The organism is Actinosynnema sp. NPDC037264 (assembly GCF_055603705.1).
On record NZ_JBVJVK010000002.1, the window covers coordinates 321938 to 339920 of the forward strand.

The window sequence follows — 17983 nt, forward strand, 5'->3', positions numbered from 1 at the left end:
ACCCCTACTTCGCGCCGCCAAGCCCCGCGCGCCGCAGCGCCTCGGCCATCGCGCCGTTGGCCGGCGGGCGCTCCTGCTGCCGGGGCTTGCCGCCACCGCGGGGCGCGCCGCCACCGCGCTGACCGCCGCGCGGCTCGCGCTGCTCGCGGGGCGGCTTGCGGCCCGGCTCGTCCTCCAGCCGCAGCGTCAACCCGATCCGCTTGCGCGGGATGTCGACCTCCAGCACCTTCACCCGCACCACGTCACCGGACTTGACCACGTCGCGCGGGTCCTTGACGTAGGTGTTGGACAGCGCCGAGATGTGCACCAGGCCGTCCTGGTGCACGCCGACGTCCACGAACGCGCCGAACGCGGCCACGTTCGTCACCACGCCCTCCAGCACCATGCCGGGCTTGAGGTCGGCGATCTTCTCCACGCCCTCGGCGAACGTCGCCGTCTTGAACGCGGGCCGCGGGTCGCGCCCCGGCTTCTCCAGCTCGCGCAGGATGTCGGTGACCGTTGGCAGGCCGAACGTGTCGTCCACGAACTCCTGCGGCCGCAGCGCCTTCAGCACCGCCGTGTTGCCGATCAGCTGCTCGCCGCCCGCGCGCTCCTGCATCCGCCGCACCACCGGGTACGCCTCGGGGTGCACGGAGGAGGCGTCCAGCGGGTCGTCGCCGTTCGGGATGCGGAGGAAGCCCGCGCACTGCTCGAACGCCTTGGGGCCCAGCCGCGCCACGTCCTTCAAGGCGCGCCGCGAGCGGAACGGGCCGTTGCTGTCGCGGTGCTGCACGATGTTCTCGGCCAGCCCGGCGGTGATGCCGGAGACGCGGGTCAGCAGCGGCACCGAGGCGGTGTTCAGGTCCACGCCGACCGCGTTCACGCAGTCCTCGACCACCGCGTCCAACGACTTCGACAGCTTCGTCTCGGACAGGTCGTGCTGGTACTGGCCGACGCCGATCGACTTCGGGTCGATCTTCACCAGCTCGGCCAGGGGGTCCTGCAGCCGGCGGGCGATGGACACCGCGCCGCGCAGCGACACGTCCATGCCCGGCAGCTCGGCCGACGCGAACGCCGACGCCGAGTACACCGACGCGCCCGCCTCCGACACCACGGCCTTGGTCAGCTTCAGCTCGGGGTGCCGCTTGAGCAGGTCGGCGGCCAGCTTGTCGGTCTCGCGCGACGCGGTGCCGTTGCCGATGGAGATCAGCTCGACGTCGTGCTTCTTCGCCAGCACCGCCAGCTTGGCGATCGACTCGTCCCACCGGTTCGCGGGCACGTGCGGGTAGATCACGTCGGTGTCGACGACCTTGCCGGTCGCGTCGACGACGGCCACCTTCACGCCGGTGCGGAAACCGGGGTCGAGGCCCATCGTGGCGCGGGTGCCGGCGGGCGCGGCCAGCAGCAGGTCGCGCAGGTTCGACGCGAACACCTTCACGGCCTCGTCCTCGGCGAACGCCCGCAGCCGCGACCGCAGGTCGATGCCGAGGTGCACCAGGATCCGGGTGCGCCACGCCCAGCGCACGGTGTCGCCGAGCCACCGGTCGGCGGGCCGGCCCCGGTCGTCCACGCCGAAGCGGGACGCGATGCGCGCCTCGTAGCCGGTGGGCTCGTCGGAGTCGGCGGGGTCGAACTGGAGGTCGAGCACCTCCTCCTTCTCGCCGCGCAGCAGCGCGAGGATGCGGTGCGAGGGCAGCTTCGCGAACGGCTCGGAGAAGTCGAAGTAGTCGGCGAACTTCGCGCCGTCCTCCTCCTTGCCCTCCCGGACCTTGGACGCGAGCCGCCCCTGCGCCCACATGCGCTCGCGCAGCTCGCCGATGAGGTCGCCGTCCTCGCCGAACCGCTCGACCAGGATCGCCCGCGCGCCCAGCAGCGCGGCGGCGACGTCGGCGACCTCCTCGGTCACGAACGCCTTCGCCACCTCCTGCGGGTCCTGCGTCGGGTCGCCCAGCAGGCCGTCGGCGAGCGGTTCGAGGCCCTGCTCGCGCGCGATCTGCGCCTTGGTCCGCCGCTTCGGCTTGAACGGCAGGTAGAGGTCCTCCAGCCGGGCCTTGGAGTCGGCGGCCAGGATCGACGCCTCCAGCGCGTCGTCCAGCTTGCCCTGCGACCGGATGGACTCGAGCACAGCCGCCCGGCGGTCCTCCAGCTCCCGCAGGTAGCCCAGCCGTTCCTCCAGCGTGCGGAGCTGGGTGTCGTCGAGCGCGCCGGTCGCTTCCTTGCGGTAGCGGGCGATGAAGGGAACGGTGGAACCACCGTCGAGCAGGTCGACGGCGGCGCTGACCTGCCCGGCCCGCACCCCGAGCTCGTCGGCGATCCTCTGGTGAATGGCTGTGGTCACAGCGAGCCATTGTGCCCTGCCCGCCGGGCCACGTTCGGGCACCCCGACCGGGCCCGGCCGCCGATCGGTCGGGGAGCCCCTCACCCGGCCGGATCAACCGCGACCCGGCCGGGGTCGTCCGTGCGCGGTGGTCGTCGTCCACTTCGGAGGCGAGCGCCGGGGTCAGCGGTGGGAGCCGAAGAAGTCGGCCAGGCCGACGTCGAGGGACAGGACCCGGCCGTCGCCGACGACCGCGGCGAACACCTCGCCCGCCGTCAGCGCCGTGACGCCGTCCGGGCCGACGAGCGCTCGACCGACCCGCGAGTCGACCGTCAACGTGGCCGTGACCTGCCCGGTCGCCAGGGACACCAGGCTCAGCGCGACGCCGGGGTCGTTCACCGAGCGCTGGTGCTCGACCAGCACGTGCCCGGTGGTGGTCGCGACCGCGGTCACGCCGTCGACCACCAGCCGGGCGTCGGGGAACGCGGTCGCGCCCACCTGGACCTCCCGACCGTCGGCCGTGACGCGGACCAGCACGCTGCCCGGCGTGCCACCCGGCGCCTGCCGCAGCGCGATCCGCTCGCCGCCGGCCAAGGCGGCCTCGGCACCGGTCGCGGCGGTCGGCGCGCCCGGGCCGCGCTGCACGGAGAGCCGGCCGGACCAGGTCGCGGCGGTCTGCGGGTCGACCGGCTCGGCCACCACCTCGTCGAGCCTGATCGCCAACACCCCTCCGGTGGCGGTCATGGCCATCAGGCGGCGGTTCTCCCGGTCGTACGCGTAGGCGGTCCGCGCGGTGGCGAACGCGTCGCCGAGCCCTTGGACGCCCGCGCCCTCGGCCACCACCGAACCGTCCGCCAGCCCGACCACGACCAGCCCGGAATCCGTGGCCAGGTAGGCGTAGCGCTGCCCGGCCGCCAGCACCGACGCCTCCCAGACCAGCTGGTCCGACAGCTGCGTGTCCCACAGCACGTCGCCGGTGGCCGGGTCCGTGGCCGCCAGCCGCACCTGGAACAGGTCCTGCGTCATCAGCTGGAACATCCCGCGCACGCCGTGCCGCGCGTACGGCGCCAGCACCACGTCCCGCCCGTCGACCTCGGCGAACGCGAACCCGTCCTGCATCTCCACGTCCGGCTCCGGCGAGACCGCGTAGGACCCGCCGAAGAACAGCAGCGCGAACAACACCGGCGGCAACAACAACAGCGGCAGGACGCGTCGCCGCCGAGGCGACGGCGTCTCGTAGGGCGTCATCGGCGAGTACTGCTGCGGTGTCCCGTACATGGTTCCCCCGTTCGGTCGTGGTGGGGGAAGCATCGGCCGGACACCTCGCCTACCGGTCCCAGGAACCGGGTGCGCGAGTCCGCCACCAGCGGTGATCCCGGTCGACTAGGCTCGGGTCGGTGAGCACCGTCCGAGCCGCGACGCTTCCGCGCGGTGCGCTGGTCGCCCGGGCGTGGGCCGGGTTGGGTGACGCGGTCGCGCCCCTGAGCAACGCCGCCGGCCGCCCGCTGACCCGCACGGTCAAGCTGATCCTCGACCCGCTCGTGCTGCGGCCCGTGCTCAACCCGGAGTTCGCCGCGGGCGCGATCGCCGCCGAGCACGCCGACGCCCTGACCGCCCGGATCGCCGACGCGGGCCCCGTGCTGGCCGCGACCGCGAGCTGGTTCGCCGTGCTGAAGAAGGAACGCCGCCGCCGCTGGATCACCGACGGCAACCCGCAGGACCTGTACTTCCAACGCTGCTTCGAACTGGCCACGGTGCACGGCGAACCCGGGCCGGACGCCGCCGACGTCGCCGCGACCGTGCTGGCGGAGGTCCACGAGCAGGACGGGCCGACCGTCGCCGCGCTGCGCGACTTCGTGACCGACCCGGTCAACGCCGCCGAGCTGACCCGGCTGCTCGACGCCGCGTGGGCCGCGCGCCGCCCCGCCGCCGCGGTGTCGACGGCGACCTCGGAGTTCCTGGCCACCTGCGCCGTCGCACCAGACCGGACCCTGTTCGGGGCGCTGGTCGCGGGCCTGGCGGGCAGCGCGGGCGCGGCGGACCTCGACCGGCCGGGCGTGGCGCTGGCGCACGGGCTGACCTCGCGTGACCGGCCCGTGCGCCCCGAGCTGGGCCGTGGCGCGTCGAAGGCGAACCTGCCCAGGCCGTTCGACCGGTCGATCGTGGAACGCCTGTTCGCGCCGCTGACCAACGCCTTCCAGCGGGCCGGGCTGGCGGACGTGCCGACGTTGGTGCGGCGGGAGATCACCCGGTCGGCGGGGCCGTGGCAGCTCGCCGAGGAGGAGAGCAGGCTCGTCGTGGTGCTGGGCCGGGACGCGTCCGCCGACCTCGCGGGCCCGCCGGTGGGCGGGGCGGGCTCGGCGGGCTCGGCGGCGGCCAGGTTGCGGTCGAGGTGGGAGCGCGAGGCGTACGTGCACCGCGTGCTGCGGATGCCGTCGGCCGTGCCGCCGGAGGTCCGCGCGGACGTGCGCGGCGTGCGGGAGGCCTACCTGCGGCGGTTGTGGGTGCGCCTGCACGGCCGCGAGCTGCGGCACGAGACCGTGACGTTCGACCAGGTGTGGGACGTGCTCGACGGCGTGCTGCGCTCGGTGATCCTCGACCAGCGCGACCGGTTGCGGTCCGCGCTGGAGCGGGAGGCGGTGGCGTGAGGGTGACGCGCGCGGCCGATCTCGTCGTCGGCGACTGGCCCACGTCCCCCGAGGTCGTGGCGCTGCTCGAAGGCTCGGGTGCTTCGCTCGCCTGGGACGTCCTGGCCGACGCCGCCGCGCCCGCCGCACGCGTGCACGACCCGGAGCGCGCGGCCGAGTGGCTGTGGGAGGTCTACGGCGACGCGGCCGAGGCGATCCTCGGTGGTGCGGCGGAGGTGGAGGTGCCCGATGGCGGTGACTGGGGCGTCCGGGACGCCTGCCGCCGCGTGGCGCAGCTGAACTGGGCGGGCGCGTGGTGGCCCGCGTCGGTCACGGCCGGCGTGCCCGCGTTGGATCCCGCTGTGCTGCACGCGGAACGCGCGGTCGCCGTGTCCACTGTGGAGCACCTGCTGGACGACCCGGACGCGGTCGAGCGGGCGTTGGCCTCGGTCGGGTCGTTCGACGTGCCGACGTCCGATCCGGAGGTGGACGCGTTGGCCGAGCGGGTCGCCGCGCTGGCCGAGGACTACGGGGTGGAGCTGCGGCCGGCGCGGGCCCCGGGCAGGGCCGGGTTCGCGTTGGCCGCCGGAGGGGTGGACGGCGGCACCGGCGTCACGGCCCTGTCCGGGACGTCCACTGTGGACTGGGCTTTGGTGCCGCACGGCGCGGTCGACGCCGCCGCGCCCGCCCGGTGGGCCGTCGTGCGGCGGCAGGGGAGCACGGTGCTGGAGGTGTCCGTCGTGCCCGGACCCACTCCGGGGTCGCGGTTGGCGGCACGGTTCGGGTTCGGCGAGGTCGAGGTGGCGCTGGACGTCGACGCGACGGGGTGGCTCACCGGGTCCGCGCCGGTGTCGGCGGCCGTGCTGCTGCTGCCGCCGGACCGGCGCGCGCTGACCGTCTACGCACCGGACTTCGCAGAGCCGACCGCACCCGACCCGGACGCCGCGTCGCGCCGTGCGGCGATCATCTCCTATGCCCGGTCCCGGATCGGCTCGCCGACCGCCACCGTCACCGAGCGGACGGCCCGGTGAACGACCCGTCGGAGCTGAACGACGAAGGCGTGCGACTGGCCGGCGCCGGTGACCTGGTCGGCGCGCGGTCCGCGCTCGAAGCGGCGCTCGCGGCGTCCTCGGCGGAGGACCGCGCGCAGGTCTTGGTGAACCTGGCGCACGTGGTGGACATGGCCGGCGAGCGTGCGCACGCGGTGGAGCTGCTGACCGAGGCGATCGCGGTGGGGGAGGGGGCGGTCCGGCTGACGGCCGTCGCGGCGCGCGCGGACCTGCTGCCCTGGTTCGACCGGTGGGAGGAGGGGTGGCGGGACGTCGAGGAGGCGCTCGTCGGCGCCGAGCCGGCGCAGCAGGTGGTGCTGCGCACGACGCGCGTCGGGCTGCTGATGATGGCCGGTCACCTCGCGGAGGCCGAGGCGGAGGCCGTCGAGGCGGTCGAACTGGCCGGGCTGCACGCGCCCGAGTACCTGGAGAACCTCTACTCGAACCTGGCGGTCCTGGCCGACGAGGCGGGCGACGGGGATCGCGCCGCGATGTACCGGCTGCTGTCGGACAACCCCGGCCGCCGACCGCTCGGACCCCGGTGGCAGCGGTTCGTGGCGCTGAACTCCGAGGGCGCCGTGCTGCTGTCATCGGGCAACCGCGCCGCCGCCAAGGCCGCCTTCGCCGCCGCGTACCGCGAGGCGCTCGAAGTCCCGCAGCGCGAACCGTTCGAGGGCGCGCTTCACGACGCGCCCGGTACCGCCACCCGCGAGCCGTCCGACCGGGCGCCCGACTTGGCGCACGGCGAGGCCCCGGAATTGTCAGACCCTTCTGGGACAATAAAAACAGGGGTCCCCTTGGCGGGGACCCCTGCGAAGCAACCACCCGCCGCGAACGCCGACCCGACCGACCCGGCAGCCGCCGCGACGACCGACCCGGCAGGCGCTGCAACGGCCGACCCCGCAACGGCCGACCCCGCAACGGCCGACCCCGCAACGGCCGACCCCGCAACGGCCGACCCGGCAGCCGCCGCCAGAGCCGGAGCCGAACCGGCCACCGTGGACGACGTCGAAGCCCTGGTCTGCCGAGCGGGGGTCGCGGGCAACCTGGCCGGAGTCGCCGACCACCCCCGCGAAGCCGTCCGCTGGAGCACCGAAGCCATCGAGGCGGCCCGCACGGCGCTCACGCTCGTCGGCGACGCCTACGGCTCGGCCTCCGTCCTGGTCAACGCCCTCATCTCCCGAGCCGCGGCACGGCTCGGCCAGACCCACCTCCCCGCCGCCCTCACCGACCTGGACGAAGCCCTCGACCTGGTCACACAGGCCGACGACGCCGAACCCGTCGAAGCCACCGTCCGCGCCACCCGCGCCCGCGTCCTCGCCACCGGGGGCTGGTTCGCCGAAGCCGCCGACGAAGCGCGCACCGCGCTGGACCTCGCCTACACCGCCGCCCCGGCCCTGGCCGCGTCCGTCCACGCCACGCTGGCCGAGATCACGAGCGCGACCGGCGACCTCCCCGGCGCCGCCGAACACCTCGCCCTCGCCCGCGACCTGAGCGCCGCCACCGGCGACCTCCCCGGCGTCGCCACCGCCCTGATCAGCTCCGCCCGCCTGGCCTACCTCGCCTCCGACACCGACCGGGCGGACGCGCTGTACGACGAGGCCGAAGCCCTCCTCGCCGACGACCCCCGCCGACGAGCCGCGTGCCTGCACGGCCGGGCCGCCGTCGCGGTCCTGCGCGGCGAGCCCCGCGAAGCCCTGGCGTTGACGGACCGCGCACTCGCGCTCCTGGACACCGCGACCCCGCTGGAATCGTTGTCCCTGCACCAGGTGCGCGGCTCGGCGTTCGAGGCGGCGCAGGAGTTCGCCGAGGCCGAGTCCTGCTACGCCGAAGCGGCGGCGTTGTGCGAGGCGGCCGGCCTGTGGCACGTCGCGCTGGGCATGGCGTGGTGGCGCGCGGACGCCCTGATCCGCCGGGCCGCCGCCACCACCGGCGACCAACGGCAGCAGCTCGGCCGCCGCGCACTGGACCTGGCGCTGCCCGCCGCGCTCGCCGCGGAAGCGATCCGGCAACGGTTCCCGCACGGCCCCCTGCGCGAACGGTGGGTCGCACTGGCCTCCGCACCCGCCACCCGGTCGGCGTTCCTGGCCATCCGGGCGCTCGGTGACTCGACGTTGGCGGCCGAGTACATCGACCACGTCGCGGGCGCGGTGTCCCTGCACGCCGAGGGGGCCACGACACCCGTCGCACGCGGAGACCTGCTCACGTTGCCCGAACCCCCGACGACCGGCGCGCACCTGCCCTACGCGGCCTCCGGGTTCGCCACGGGCACGGACCCGGCCTTCCCCGCCATCGGCTTCGAACTGCCGCCGAGGGTCCGGCTCGACCCCGCCACGCCGACCGCCCTGGACGCCTGGATCGACGTGGCCGAGCAGCGCTACGGGTTCGCGGTGCGATCGGAACGGGCGGTGGCGTCGTGGTGACCGTGCAGCTCAAGTTCGTGGACGCGGGCGACCTGTACGCGTCGTGGCGGTGGGAGCACGAACCGGCCGAACCCCGCGTCATCGCCGTGCCGCGCGACCTCGTGCGGGCCACGTTGGACGAGTGGGCCGCGGCGGTGCCGTCGCCGTTGCCGGGCGAGACCGCCGACCAGGCGTTGCGGCGCGCCCTCACGAACGGCCCGCTCGTGGACCACGCGCGCGAACTCGACCTGGCGACGCGGCTGGCGCGCGCCCTGGTGCCGAACCGGCTGGCGGCCGAGCTGAACTCCTGGCTGGCGCAGGGGATCCGGCCGCACCTGCGCGTCCAGCCGTCCCCCTCGACCGCCCTGGTGCCCTGGGAAGCGCTGCGGGTCGACGAAGGACGGCGGGCGGTGCACGAGACCGCCATCTCGGTGCTGCCCCCGGCGACCGTCGGCAACGCCGCGGCACGCCGGGTGCACCCCTTCGACCCCCGCGGACCGGTCGTCCGCGTGCTGGACCCCGTCGTGCCCGGCTTCCCCGACGCGTCCGGCCTGGGCTCGGTGCTCGGCCACCCGACCCCGGAGCTGACCGCGCTCGCGCCCGGCGGCCTGCGCCGCGCCGACATCGACCGCGACCACCTCGAACGGGAGCTGGCCACCGCCTCGCGCTTCCTCTACGTCGGGCACGTCACCACCGGCGGGCACGGCCTCGACGCACGCCTGCACCTGTCCTGCACGGCCGCCACCACGGGCCGGGCCGCACCGCTGGGCGCGCACCGCCCCCTGGCCGCCGCCGACATCGTGCTGGGTCACCGGCCCGGCCCGGTGCGCCCGTGGCGGATACCGGCCCGGGTCGCCCTGGTGGCCTGCGAGAGCGGCGGCGACGTCCGCTTCGCCGAACCGTCCGGCCTGGTCACGGCCATGGTGCACGGTGGCGCGGAGCACGTGACCGCGACGAGGTGGACGTTGCCGACCGACGAAGGGCTGCGCCGACTGGTGACCGGCTTCCCGCCGACCCCCGTCCTCGCGCCCACCGTGCTCGCCATCGACGCCGCCCACCGCGCGCCCGACCCGGTGACCGCGCTCAACGACTGGCAACGCGCCGCGGCCACCCGGTGGGAGGAAACGGGCGACCCGACCTGCTCACCGCTCGTGTGGGCCGCGTTCGCCACCACCTGGGCGCCACACCGCGGCCGACCTTGAAACCGGTACCGCGGTACAGGCTTACCGTGGCGTCATGAGCACAGACGAACGCTGGGCGCCGGCGGCGTGCACGCTGCCGACCGCCGAACGCCCGCTGCGGGAAGCGGAGTTCGACGCGCTGTTCACCACCGGCGGCGTGGAGCGCCCGGACCCGACCCACCTGCGCATCACCCTCGACCCGACGCCGGAGACGGCGGCACGGGCGGCGGCGCTGGCCGTGCGCGAGACCACGTGCTGCTCGTTCTTCACGTTCGCCGTCGTGGCCTCGGCCGGGCGGGTGCGGCTGGACGTCACCGTCACGGACGCGCACGTCGACGTGCTCGACGCCCTGCAGCAGCGGGCGGGTGGGGCGACGTGACCGCGTTGCGCAGCGGGCAGCTCGCCGAGGCCGCCGGCGTGAACCACCAGACGTTGCGCTACTACGAGCGCCGGGGCCTGCTGTCGGAACCGGAGCGGACGCCGGGCGGCCACCGCCTCTACCCGCCCGAAGCGCTCACCGTGCTGCGGGTGATCAAGGCGGCGCAGCGGCTCGGGTTCACCCTGGACGAGATCTCCGACCTGCTCGACGTGCGCCGCCGGCGGCTCGGCTCCCGCCGCGAGCCCGGGTTGCGGGACCGGGTGACGGTCAAGCTCGCCGAGGTGGAGGCCAGGATCACCGACCTGGAGGTGATCCGCGAGACGCTGCGCACCGCCCTGGACTTCGGCTGCGACGACCTGGTCGCGTGCGCGCACGCCCCGTCCTGCCCGATCCCGTTCGCGGATCCGGCCGTCGACGCCGGTTGCGGGTCCTGCTGACCTACTTTGAGCGGTTGTGGCACACCGGACCTGTGCTCCATGGAGGGCGTTTGAGCGCCTGAATGAGTGGAAAGGGCCGGCTCGGAGAGTTAGTGGGCGCGCGATCACCGGTCACGAACCGGTGGGAGAACCGCGACAACTGATGAAACCGCGCCCGGGGCCGGGACATGGCGGTGCGGCGGCGTGTCTGATGGAGGGCATTGGATTTTCGCCGCAGCCGCCGCAGAGGGGAACGTCGTCGTGAACGCCCAGACGCACGACCGAGAGGCCGTGCCGAGCTGTCCCTTTCGTCACGACGAGGCCCTGGAACCGGACCCCTTCCTGACCCGGATGCGGACCGAGTCGCCGGTCGCCAGGGTCCGCCTGCCCTACGGCGAGGGCGACGCGTGGCTGGTGACGCGCCACGACGACGTCCGCGCGGTCACCTCGGACCGGCGGTTCAGCCGGGCCGCGCTGGTCGACCGCGACTTCCCCCGCATCACCCCGGCCCCCATCGCCCAGCGCGAGGCGATCAACCTGATGGACCCGCCCGCCCTCAACCGGGTCCGCCGGCTGGTCCTCAAGGCGTTCTCCACATCCCAGGTCGAAGCGCTGCGGCCGTGGGTGCGGCGGACCGTGGACGCCCTGCTGGACACCATGGTCGAGCACGGCCCGCCGGCGGACGTGGTCGAGCACCTCGCGGACCGGCTGCCCCTGATGACGATCTGCGAGCTGCTGGAGATCCCCGAGCCGGACCGGCCCGCGCTGCGGCGGTGGGCGACCGCGATGATGGCGATGAGCCCCGCCGACCGCGACGCCGCCGCGGCGGCCAGGACCGGGATGCGCGCCTACTTCGACCGGCTCACCGCCGCCCGCCGCCGCGACCCCGGCGACGACCTGGTCAGCGCCCTGGCCACGGCCCGCGCGAGCGACGAGGTGCTGACCGACGCGGAGCTGTCCGTGCTGGTCATGCTCCTGGTCGTCACGGGCCACGACACCACCACCTACGAGATCGGGAACATCACGTACACGCTGCTCACGCACCCCGAGCACCTGGAACGGCTGCGGTCCGGGCCCGAGTCGCTGCCCCGCGCCATCGAGGAGCTGCTGCGGTTCATCCCGTTCCGCCAGGGCGTCGGCATCCCGCGCGTCGCGCTGGAGGACGTCGAGGTCGGCGGCGTGACGATCAAGGCCGGCGACGCGGTCCACGTGTCGTACCTGACCGCCAACCGCGACGGGTCCGCCTACGAGCGGCCCGACGAGATCGACTTCGACCGCGAGGACCCCGCCCCGCACCTGGCGTTCGGCCACGGCAGCCACCACTGCCTGGGCTCGCACCTGGCCCGCATGGTCCTCCAAGAGGCCATCGGCGGGCTGCTGGACCGGTTCCCCACCCTGCGGCTGGCCGTGCCGGCGCGGGACGTGCGGTGGAACACCGTCTCGATCTGGCGGTACCCGCTCGTGCTGCCCGTCGCCTGGTGAGGGCCGGGTCGTGGCCACCCTCTGCCGGCCCGCCGTCGCGGTGCCCGAGCACCTCATCACCCGCGAGCAGACCCTGGAACTGGCCAGGACCCTGCACCGCGACCACCCGCAACTCGACCTCGCGTTGCGGCTCATCGGCAACACCGGCGTGCAGACCAGGCACATCCTCCAGCCGATCGAGGACACCCTCAGGCACCCCGGCTTCGCCGTGCGCAACGCCCTCTACGAGAAGGAGGCCAAGTCCAGGGTGCCGGAGGTGGTGCGGCGGGCGCTCGACCACGCCGACCTGCCCGCGACCGAGATCGACCTGATCGTGTACGTCTCGTGCACCGGGTTCACGATGCCCTCGCTGACGGCCTGGCTGATCAACACGATGGGGTTCCGGTCGTCCACCCGGCAACTCCCGATCGCGCAGCTCGGGTGTGCCGCGGGCGGTGCGGCGATCAACCGCGCGCACGACTTCTGCACCGCCTACCCCCGGTCCAACGTGCTGATCGTGGCCTGCGAGTTCTGCTCGCTGCTGTACCAGCCGACCGACCTCGGCGTCGGCAACCTGCTGTCCAACGGCCTGTTCGGCGACGCGCTGGCCGCGGCCGTGATGCGGGGCGAGGGCGGCGAGGGCGTGCGGGTCGAGCGGAACAGCTCGCGCCTGGTGCCCGACACCGAGGACTGGATCGCCTACGAGGTCCGCGAGACCGGGTTCCACTTCCTGCTGGACAAGCGGGTGCCCGGCACGATGTCGATGCTCGCGCCCGCCATGCGCGACATGGCCGACCCGCACGGCTGGGACATCGCGGGCCTCGACTTCTACATCGTGCACGCGGGCGGGCCGCGGATCCTGGACGACCTCGGCAAGCACCTGCGGCTGCCGCCGGAGACGTTCCGGTACAGCAGGATGACCCTCGCCGAACGCGGCAACGTGGCCAGCGTCGTCATCTTCGACGCCCTGGACCGGCTCTTCGCCGACGGCGGGGCCGGGCACGGCGCGCGCGGGATCATCGCCGGCTTCGGCCCCGGCATCACCGCGGAGATCGCGCTCGGCACCTGGACCGCGTCGAACCTGGCGGAGGCGACGTGATCGCGTGTGGGAGGCTGCCGGCATGCGTTGCGGGATCGTGCTGCCGTTCTTCGACGCGCCAGAGGTGGCGTCGTGCGCGGCGTTGGCCGAGGAGTGCGGCTGGGACGGCGTGTTCCTGGCCGAGGCGGTGTGGGGCGTCGACGCCTGGGTGGCGCTGACCGCGGCGGCGATGTGCACGTCGTCGGTGCGGCTGGGCACGATGCTGACGCCGTTGCCCCGGCTCAAGCCGTGGGACGTGGCGTCCAAGGCGGCGACGCTGGACCGGCTGTCCGGTGGACGCGTGCAGCTGTCGGTCGGGCTGGGCGCGCTGCACCCCGGGTGGACGGCGTTCGAGCGCGACACCGGTCGGGCGGAACGGGCGTTGCTGCTGGAGGAAGGTCTCGCGGTGTACGACGGGCTGATGCGCGGGCAGCCGTTCTCGTTCCGCGGGCAGCGCTACGACGTGCGGGAGACCGACTTCTTCCCTCCTCCGCCGCCCGTGCAGCGGCCGCGGGTGCCGGTGTGGGTGGTGGGCGCTTACGACCGTCCCGTGTCGATGAGGCGTGCCGTGGCGTGGGACGGGTTGTTGCCGAACCTGATCGACGGTGGCGAGGCGCGTGGCCCGGCGAACCCGGCGGAGCTGGCGGCCGTGGTGGCGCAGGCGCGGGAGCTGCGCACCTCCCTCGGGCTGCCGTGGGAAGGGTTCGACGTGATCGCCGAGGGCGTGGCGACCAGCGTGGGCGAGTGGGCCGACGCGGGCGCGACCTGGTGGGTCGAGTCGAACTGGGAGACCACGGTCGACGCCGTGCGCGACCGGATCGCCGCCGGGCCGCCGTCGTCCTAGAGCGCGGCGAGGACCTGGTCCGCCAGCTGCTCAGGGGTGTGCCGGTCGCCTCGGAGGACCAACGTGTCCGCGGGCAGGGCGGCCCGTGCGGCGACGCAGCGGTCGACGTTGCGCAGGCGGAAGGCGCGGGCCTGGGCGTCGGCGTCCGGGTTGTGCGGGTCCAGGACCTGGTTGTCGATGCGGCGGCGCAGCTCTTCGGCGGGCACGTCCAGGAACACGTGCCGGAGCGGGACGTCCGCGTCGGCGAGGAGCCCGAAGATCTCCTCCCGGTACGCCGGCTCGACCAGGGTCATGGGCGTGATCAGGTGCCGCCCGTACTCGTGGTGCAGGGTGATCGCGACCTCGGCGGTGAGCTTGCGCCACGCCCGCAGGTCCTGGAAGTCGCCGGTCCCGGACGGGGGAGCCGACACCTGGAGCAGGTAGCCGACGTGCTCCGGGTCGAACGACAGCGCGTCCGGCAGGCGGCGGCGCAGTTCCTCGGCCAGGGTCGTCTTGCCCGCGCCGAACGCGCCGTTGATCCACACGATCATGTTCACCACATTAGGCGACTTCGGGCCCCCGTCGGGACGTGGGTCGGGCCGGGACATACTGACCGGTATGACGACACTCGACCACTGGGGCGGCACGAGCAGGCACGTCGACCTGGACGGTGCTCCGGTGCACTACGTCGACTTCGGCGGCGACGGACCGCCGATGGTGCTCGTGCACGGCCTGGGCGGCTCGCACCTCAACTGGTGCCTGCTCGCACCCCACCTGGTCGACCGGTACCGCGTGCTGGCCGTCGACCTGGCCGGGTTCGGGCTCACCCACCCCGAGGGACGTGCCACGACCGTGCCCGCCAACGCGCGGCTGCTGGAGCGGTTCCTGGCCGAGGTGGTCGGCGAGCCGGCCGTGCTCGTCGGCAACTCGATGGGCGGGATGATCTCGATCCTGCACGCCGCCCGCCGTCCCGCGTCGGTGACGGCGCTGGCGCTGCTGGACCCCGCCGTGCCGCTGGCGTTGGGCGCGAGGTTGGACCCGCAGGTGGCGGCGGCGTTCACGATGTACGCCGTGCCGGGGCTCGGGCAGTGGTTCCTGGCTAAGTCGCGGGCCGGGGTGTCGACGCGACGGCAGGTCAAGCGGGTGCTGAACCTGGTGTGCGCCAACGCGAGGTCGGTGCCGGAGGAGATGGTCCTGGCGTCGATGTCGCTGCTGGAGCAGCGCGCCGAGATCCCGGGGCTGGACGAGGCGTTCCTGACGGCGGCGCGCTCGGTCGTGTGGACCGGCGCCACCAGGCGGCGGTACTACGCGGCGATGAGCCGGGTGCGCGTGCCGGTGTACCTGATGGCGGGCGACAAGGACCGGCTGGTCCCCGTGGCGTCGTCCCGGAAAGCGGCCCGCCGCAACCCGTCGTGGCGCTTCGAGGTCCTGGAGGGGGTCGGCCACGTGCCGCAGCTGGAGGTGCCGGAGCTGGTGGCGTCGCGGATCAAGGACTGGCTGACGAACCCGGGCGGCTGAGGAACTTCGCCCAGGCGTGGCGCGGGAAGGACAACACCGGCCCGGCGGGGTTCTTCGAGTCGCGGACGTCGATCGCGTCGGGCACGAACCTGACCTCGACGCACGCCGGGTTGTCCGCACTGCGGCTCGACTTGAACCAACCACCGCGGTCGATGCGTTCGCTCACTCAAGCTCCTTGCGGATCTGCTCGATCAGACCATGGGATTCGGTCCGGCCGAGGGCATAGCTCAAGGCCTGGTCGTGCGCCAAACTGTACTCGCGCATCCGCATCGGCTGATCAATCAGATCCGTGGACGTGATCGTCTCCTGCCACACCAGCTCGGGCAGCCGGCTGCTGGCGAAGCCGAAGATGTAGAAGCTCGAACCGCCAAGGGCGTTGTAGTAGTCGGCGGAGAAGGGGACGATCCGGACGTCCAGGGTGTCCGGGAGCTGCTCGATCTTGTCGGCCAAGTGGCGGAGTTGTTCGACCATCACCTCGCGCCCGCCGACCTGTTGCCGCAGCGCGGACTCGGTGATGATCGCGGTGAACCGGAGCGGATCCGCCTTGTCGTCCAGGCGTTCCTGCCGCTTCAGGCGCACCTCGACCCGGCGGTTCGCCTCGGCGAGCCGGATGCTCGGCCCGCCTCCGTGCATGACCGCCAGGGCGTACGCCTGGGTCTGCAGCAATCCGCTGATCAGCCCTGCGTTGTAGGCGCGGATGCCCTCGGCGCCGTGCTCGAAGCCGAAGTACCGCAGCACGTCCGAGCTGAACATGGCGGAGTAAGGGCTCCACCAGGCGCGCTTGCCCGCGGCCTCGCGGAGTTCCTGCAGCTCCTCGGTCTCGTCCTGGTCGAAGTCGAGGACGGCGGCGAGTTCGCCCAGCTTGCGCGCGTTGATCTTGACCCGACCGGTTTCGACGCCCGACACGAACGACTGACCAGTGTGGATGGCCTTCGCCGCCGACGCCGCCGTGATGTCCATGAGTTCGCGGCGCTCTCGCAGGCGCAGTCCGAGTTCCCATGCCGCGACCGTGGGTGATGAGGGTGCCATGCCGCCCCAATCGGGTGAAGTCCGTTGCTGATATCAGTAAAAGCAGCCAGAATGGTAGCAGCGGATGTTGACTCGGTGTGGGAGGCGGATATGGGGCGCGCTCAAGTTCACCTGTGGGCGCAGGTGCCGGGTGACGTGTGGATCAACTACGAGGTGGAACCGGGCGGAGGGGCGGTGGTGTTCAAGATCGGTCAGGACGTGGAGCTGTTCATCGATCCGAAGGCGTTGAGCAGGATCAGCGAGGTGGCGGCGGAGGCGGTCGAGTTGGCGGGCGCGGTGGCGGCCGATCACGTCAGCTCGCGGTCGAGGTGACCAGTTCGTCGAAGCCCGCGCGGATGCCGTCGGCGAGCACCTGGACGTCCGGCACGCCGTCGAAGTCCGCGTTGATGCCGAAGGTGATCTGGTCGAGGTAGGAGAAGATGCCGACGCTGACGCGCATCGTGCTGGCGATCGGCACGTACGGGTAGATCTCGGACAGCCGCCTGCCCAGCATGAACAACGGGATGCGGGGGCCGGGGACGTTCGTCGTGACCGTCTGCAACAGCTGCTGCGGGAAGCGCATGGCGGTGCGCGAGCCCAGCGCCAGCAGGGTGGGCGCGGCGAAGTTCGACAGGTTCGTGAGCACGTCCGCGCCGGCTGCCTGGCGGCTGCTCTTGAGGTCGTCCATCTGCTCCCGGATCGACGCCAGGCGCGCCAACGGGTCCGACTCGCTGACGGGGAGGTTCACCAGCACCGCGCTGACCCGGTTGTTCAGCACGCCGCGCTCGGCGGACGACCGCATCGACACCGGCACCATGCTGCGCACCACCTGACCGTCGGCCAGGTCGTCGCGCTTGGCGAGCAGGTCGCGGAAACCGCGCGTCACGGCCGCGAGGATGACGTCGTTCACCGTGCCACCGGTGACCCGGCGGACGGCCTTGATCTCGGCGAGGTCCGCGCGGGCCCACACCCACCGCCGGTGCGGTCCGATCGGCCCGTTCAAGGTCTTCGGGGTGCCGACGGCGAGTCGTCGGGCGGTCGTCGGCAGGCTGCCCAGCACGGCACGGCCGACGTCGAGCACCTCCGAGCCGCTGCGCAACCGCTTGGCCAGCGCCGGGAACTTGGCCAGGTGCGTGACCGGCGTCAACACCGCGTCGCGCACGCCGTCCGCGACGAGGTCCAGGGTCGACGGGCCGGCGGCGGGCCGCCACCGCACCGGCTCGGGCAGGGGCGCGTCCTCGCGCCAGTCCAGCAGCACCTGCATGAGGTCGCTGCCCGCGACGCCGTCGATCAGGCAGTGGTGGACCTTCGAGATGATCGCCCACCGGCCGCCTTCCAGGCCCTCGACCAACCAGACCTCCCACAGCGGCTTGGCCAGGTCGAGGCGTTGCGCGAAGAGCCGTCCGGCGAGGTTGCGGAGCTGGTCGTCCGCGCCCGGCGACGGCACCGCGGTGTGCCGGACGTGGTAGAGGATCTGGAAGTGCTCGTCGTCCACCCACACCGGTCGGCCGACGTGCAGCGGGAGCGCCCGCACCCGTTGCCGGTAGCGCGGCACGGTGTCCAGCTTGGCGGCGAACAACCGCACCACGTCGCCGTACGACGGAGCCGGACCTTCGAACACCAGGACAGACCCGACGTGCATGGGCACGTTCTCGTCCTCGATGAAGAAGAAACCCGCGTCGATCGCGCTCATCCGGTCCATCGCCCGACCGTAGGCCCGCACGGACCCGGCGGTCCAGGACGGC

17 protein-coding genes are annotated in these 17983 nt (G+C 73.4%); 11 read left to right on the forward strand and 6 right to left on the reverse strand.

Annotation, left to right across the window (positions count from 1 at the left end):
• Nucleotides 1-4: 4 nt before the first annotated feature.
• The gene (locus ACZ7GX_RS03950) at nt 5-2317 is read right to left on the reverse strand and encodes a Tex family protein (RefSeq protein ID WP_498772561.1); all 2313 of its coding nucleotides are present in this window, start codon (nt 2315-2317) and stop codon (nt 5-7) included.
• A 162-nt stretch (nt 2318-2479) separates the two neighbouring features.
• A complete protein-coding gene (locus ACZ7GX_RS03955; protein ID WP_498772563.1) occupies nt 2480-3574 on the reverse strand; it encodes a PA2928 family protein in 1095 nt (364 codons plus the stop codon).
• Between the two features lie 119 nt (nt 3575-3693).
• On the opposite strand from ACZ7GX_RS03955, the gene ACZ7GX_RS03960 reads away from it, so the two are divergent.
• The 9 genes from ACZ7GX_RS03960 (at nt 3694) to ACZ7GX_RS04000 (ending at nt 13733) form a co-directional block, all read left to right on the forward strand.
• A complete protein-coding gene (locus ACZ7GX_RS03960; protein WP_498772566.1) occupies nt 3694-4944 on the forward strand; it encodes a hypothetical protein in 1251 nt (416 codons plus the stop codon).
• Nucleotides 4941-5954: a hypothetical protein gene (locus ACZ7GX_RS03965; RefSeq protein ID WP_498772569.1), complete on the forward strand. Its 1014-nt coding sequence runs from the start codon at nt 4941-4943 to the stop codon at nt 5952-5954. The genes ACZ7GX_RS03960 and ACZ7GX_RS03965 overlap by 4 nt, the downstream gene beginning before the upstream one ends.
• On the forward strand, nt 5951-8395 hold the full coding sequence (locus ACZ7GX_RS03970; RefSeq protein WP_498772571.1) for a hypothetical protein: 2445 nt from the start codon (nt 5951-5953) through the stop codon (nt 8393-8395). Before ACZ7GX_RS03965 ends, ACZ7GX_RS03970 begins: the two co-directional genes overlap by 4 nt.
• Nucleotides 8392-9576: a CHAT domain-containing protein gene (locus tag ACZ7GX_RS03975; RefSeq protein WP_498772573.1), complete on the forward strand. Its 1185-nt coding sequence runs from the start codon at nt 8392-8394 to the stop codon at nt 9574-9576. The genes ACZ7GX_RS03970 and ACZ7GX_RS03975 overlap by 4 nt, the downstream gene beginning before the upstream one ends.
• Before the next feature lie 34 nt (nt 9577-9610).
• A complete protein-coding gene (locus ACZ7GX_RS03980) occupies nt 9611-9934 on the forward strand; it encodes a hypothetical protein (RefSeq protein ID WP_498772575.1) in 324 nt (107 codons plus the stop codon).
• Nucleotides 9931-10371 carry a MerR family transcriptional regulator gene (locus ACZ7GX_RS03985; protein WP_498772577.1) on the forward strand — a complete coding sequence of 147 codons (441 nt, stop codon included), beginning with the start codon at nt 9931-9933 and terminating at the stop codon, nt 10369-10371. The genes ACZ7GX_RS03980 and ACZ7GX_RS03985 overlap by 4 nt, the downstream gene beginning before the upstream one ends.
• Nucleotides 10372-10701: 330 nt before the next feature.
• On the forward strand, nt 10702-11832 hold the full coding sequence (locus tag ACZ7GX_RS03990; RefSeq protein ID WP_498772579.1) for a cytochrome P450: 1131 nt from the start codon (nt 10702-10704) through the stop codon (nt 11830-11832).
• Nucleotides 11833-11842: 10 nt separating this feature from the next.
• Nucleotides 11843-12910 (forward strand): type III polyketide synthase, encoded by a 1068-nt coding sequence (locus ACZ7GX_RS03995; RefSeq protein ID WP_498772581.1) that lies wholly within the window; start codon nt 11843-11845, stop codon nt 12908-12910.
• A gap of 22 nt (nt 12911-12932) precedes the next feature.
• Nucleotides 12933-13733, forward strand: a complete 801-nt coding sequence (locus ACZ7GX_RS04000) for an LLM class flavin-dependent oxidoreductase (protein ID WP_498772583.1) — start codon at nt 12933-12935, stop codon at nt 13731-13733.
• On the opposite strand, the gene ACZ7GX_RS04005 is transcribed toward ACZ7GX_RS04000, so the two are convergent.
• On the reverse strand, nt 13730-14263 hold the full coding sequence (locus tag ACZ7GX_RS04005; protein WP_498772585.1) for a P-loop nucleotide/nucleoside kinase family protein: 534 nt from the start codon (nt 14261-14263) through the stop codon (nt 13730-13732). The two genes, ACZ7GX_RS04000 and ACZ7GX_RS04005, sit on opposite strands and share 4 nt — an antisense overlap.
• A 67-nt stretch (nt 14264-14330) precedes the next feature.
• Between ACZ7GX_RS04005 and ACZ7GX_RS04010 the strand changes: the two genes are divergently transcribed.
• Complete coding sequence (locus ACZ7GX_RS04010; RefSeq protein WP_498772587.1) at nt 14331-15230, forward strand: alpha/beta fold hydrolase; 900 nt, start codon at nt 14331-14333, stop codon at nt 15228-15230.
• Here the strand turns inward: ACZ7GX_RS04010 and ACZ7GX_RS04015 are convergent.
• Nucleotides 15199-15396, reverse strand: a complete 198-nt coding sequence (locus ACZ7GX_RS04015; protein WP_498772589.1) for a DUF397 domain-containing protein — start codon at nt 15394-15396, stop codon at nt 15199-15201. The two genes, ACZ7GX_RS04010 and ACZ7GX_RS04015, sit on opposite strands and share 32 nt — an antisense overlap.
• The gene (locus tag ACZ7GX_RS04020) at nt 15393-16259 is read right to left on the reverse strand and encodes a helix-turn-helix domain-containing protein (RefSeq protein WP_498772591.1); all 867 of its coding nucleotides are present in this window, start codon (nt 16257-16259) and stop codon (nt 15393-15395) included. The genes ACZ7GX_RS04015 and ACZ7GX_RS04020 overlap by 4 nt, the downstream gene beginning before the upstream one ends.
• 90 nt (nt 16260-16349) lie before the next feature.
• Here ACZ7GX_RS04020 and ACZ7GX_RS04025 point away from each other — a divergent pair, with 90 nt between their 5' ends.
• Complete coding sequence (locus ACZ7GX_RS04025; protein ID WP_498772593.1) at nt 16350-16571, forward strand: hypothetical protein; 222 nt, start codon at nt 16350-16352, stop codon at nt 16569-16571.
• Here ACZ7GX_RS04025 and ACZ7GX_RS04030 read toward each other — a convergent pair.
• A complete protein-coding gene (locus tag ACZ7GX_RS04030; protein WP_498772595.1) occupies nt 16552-17940 on the reverse strand; it encodes a WS/DGAT/MGAT family O-acyltransferase in 1389 nt (462 codons plus the stop codon). The genes ACZ7GX_RS04025 and ACZ7GX_RS04030 overlap by 20 nt on opposite strands.
• Nucleotides 17941-17983 lie beyond the last annotated feature (43 nt).

What these genes read in the sequence shown, in the direction of transcription:
- ACZ7GX_RS03955 (WP_498772563.1), bottom strand. Translation starts at nt 3,574, where the DNA reads ATGTACGGGACACCGCAGCAGTACTCGCCGATGACGCCCTACGAGACG.
- ACZ7GX_RS03980 (WP_498772575.1), top strand. Translation starts at nt 9,611, where the DNA reads ATGAGCACAGACGAACGCTGGGCGCCGGCGGCGTGCACGCTGCCGACC.
- ACZ7GX_RS03990 (WP_498772579.1), top strand. Translation starts at nt 10,702, where the DNA reads ATGCGGACCGAGTCGCCGGTCGCCAGGGTCCGCCTGCCCTACGGCGAG.
- ACZ7GX_RS04000 (WP_498772583.1), top strand. Translation starts at nt 12,933, where the DNA reads ATGCGTTGCGGGATCGTGCTGCCGTTCTTCGACGCGCCAGAGGTGGCG.
- ACZ7GX_RS04005 (WP_498772585.1), bottom strand. Translation starts at nt 14,263, where the DNA reads ATGATCGTGTGGATCAACGGCGCGTTCGGCGCGGGCAAGACGACCCTG.
- ACZ7GX_RS04010 (WP_498772587.1), top strand. Translation starts at nt 14,331, where the DNA reads ATGACGACACTCGACCACTGGGGCGGCACGAGCAGGCACGTCGACCTG.
- ACZ7GX_RS04020 (WP_498772591.1), bottom strand. Translation starts at nt 16,259, where the DNA reads ATGGCACCCTCATCACCCACGGTCGCGGCATGGGAACTCGGACTGCGC.
- ACZ7GX_RS04025 (WP_498772593.1), top strand. Translation starts at nt 16,350, where the DNA reads ATGGGGCGCGCTCAAGTTCACCTGTGGGCGCAGGTGCCGGGTGACGTG.
- ACZ7GX_RS04030 (WP_498772595.1), bottom strand. Translation starts at nt 17,940, where the DNA reads ATGGACCGGATGAGCGCGATCGACGCGGGTTTCTTCTTCATCGAGGAC.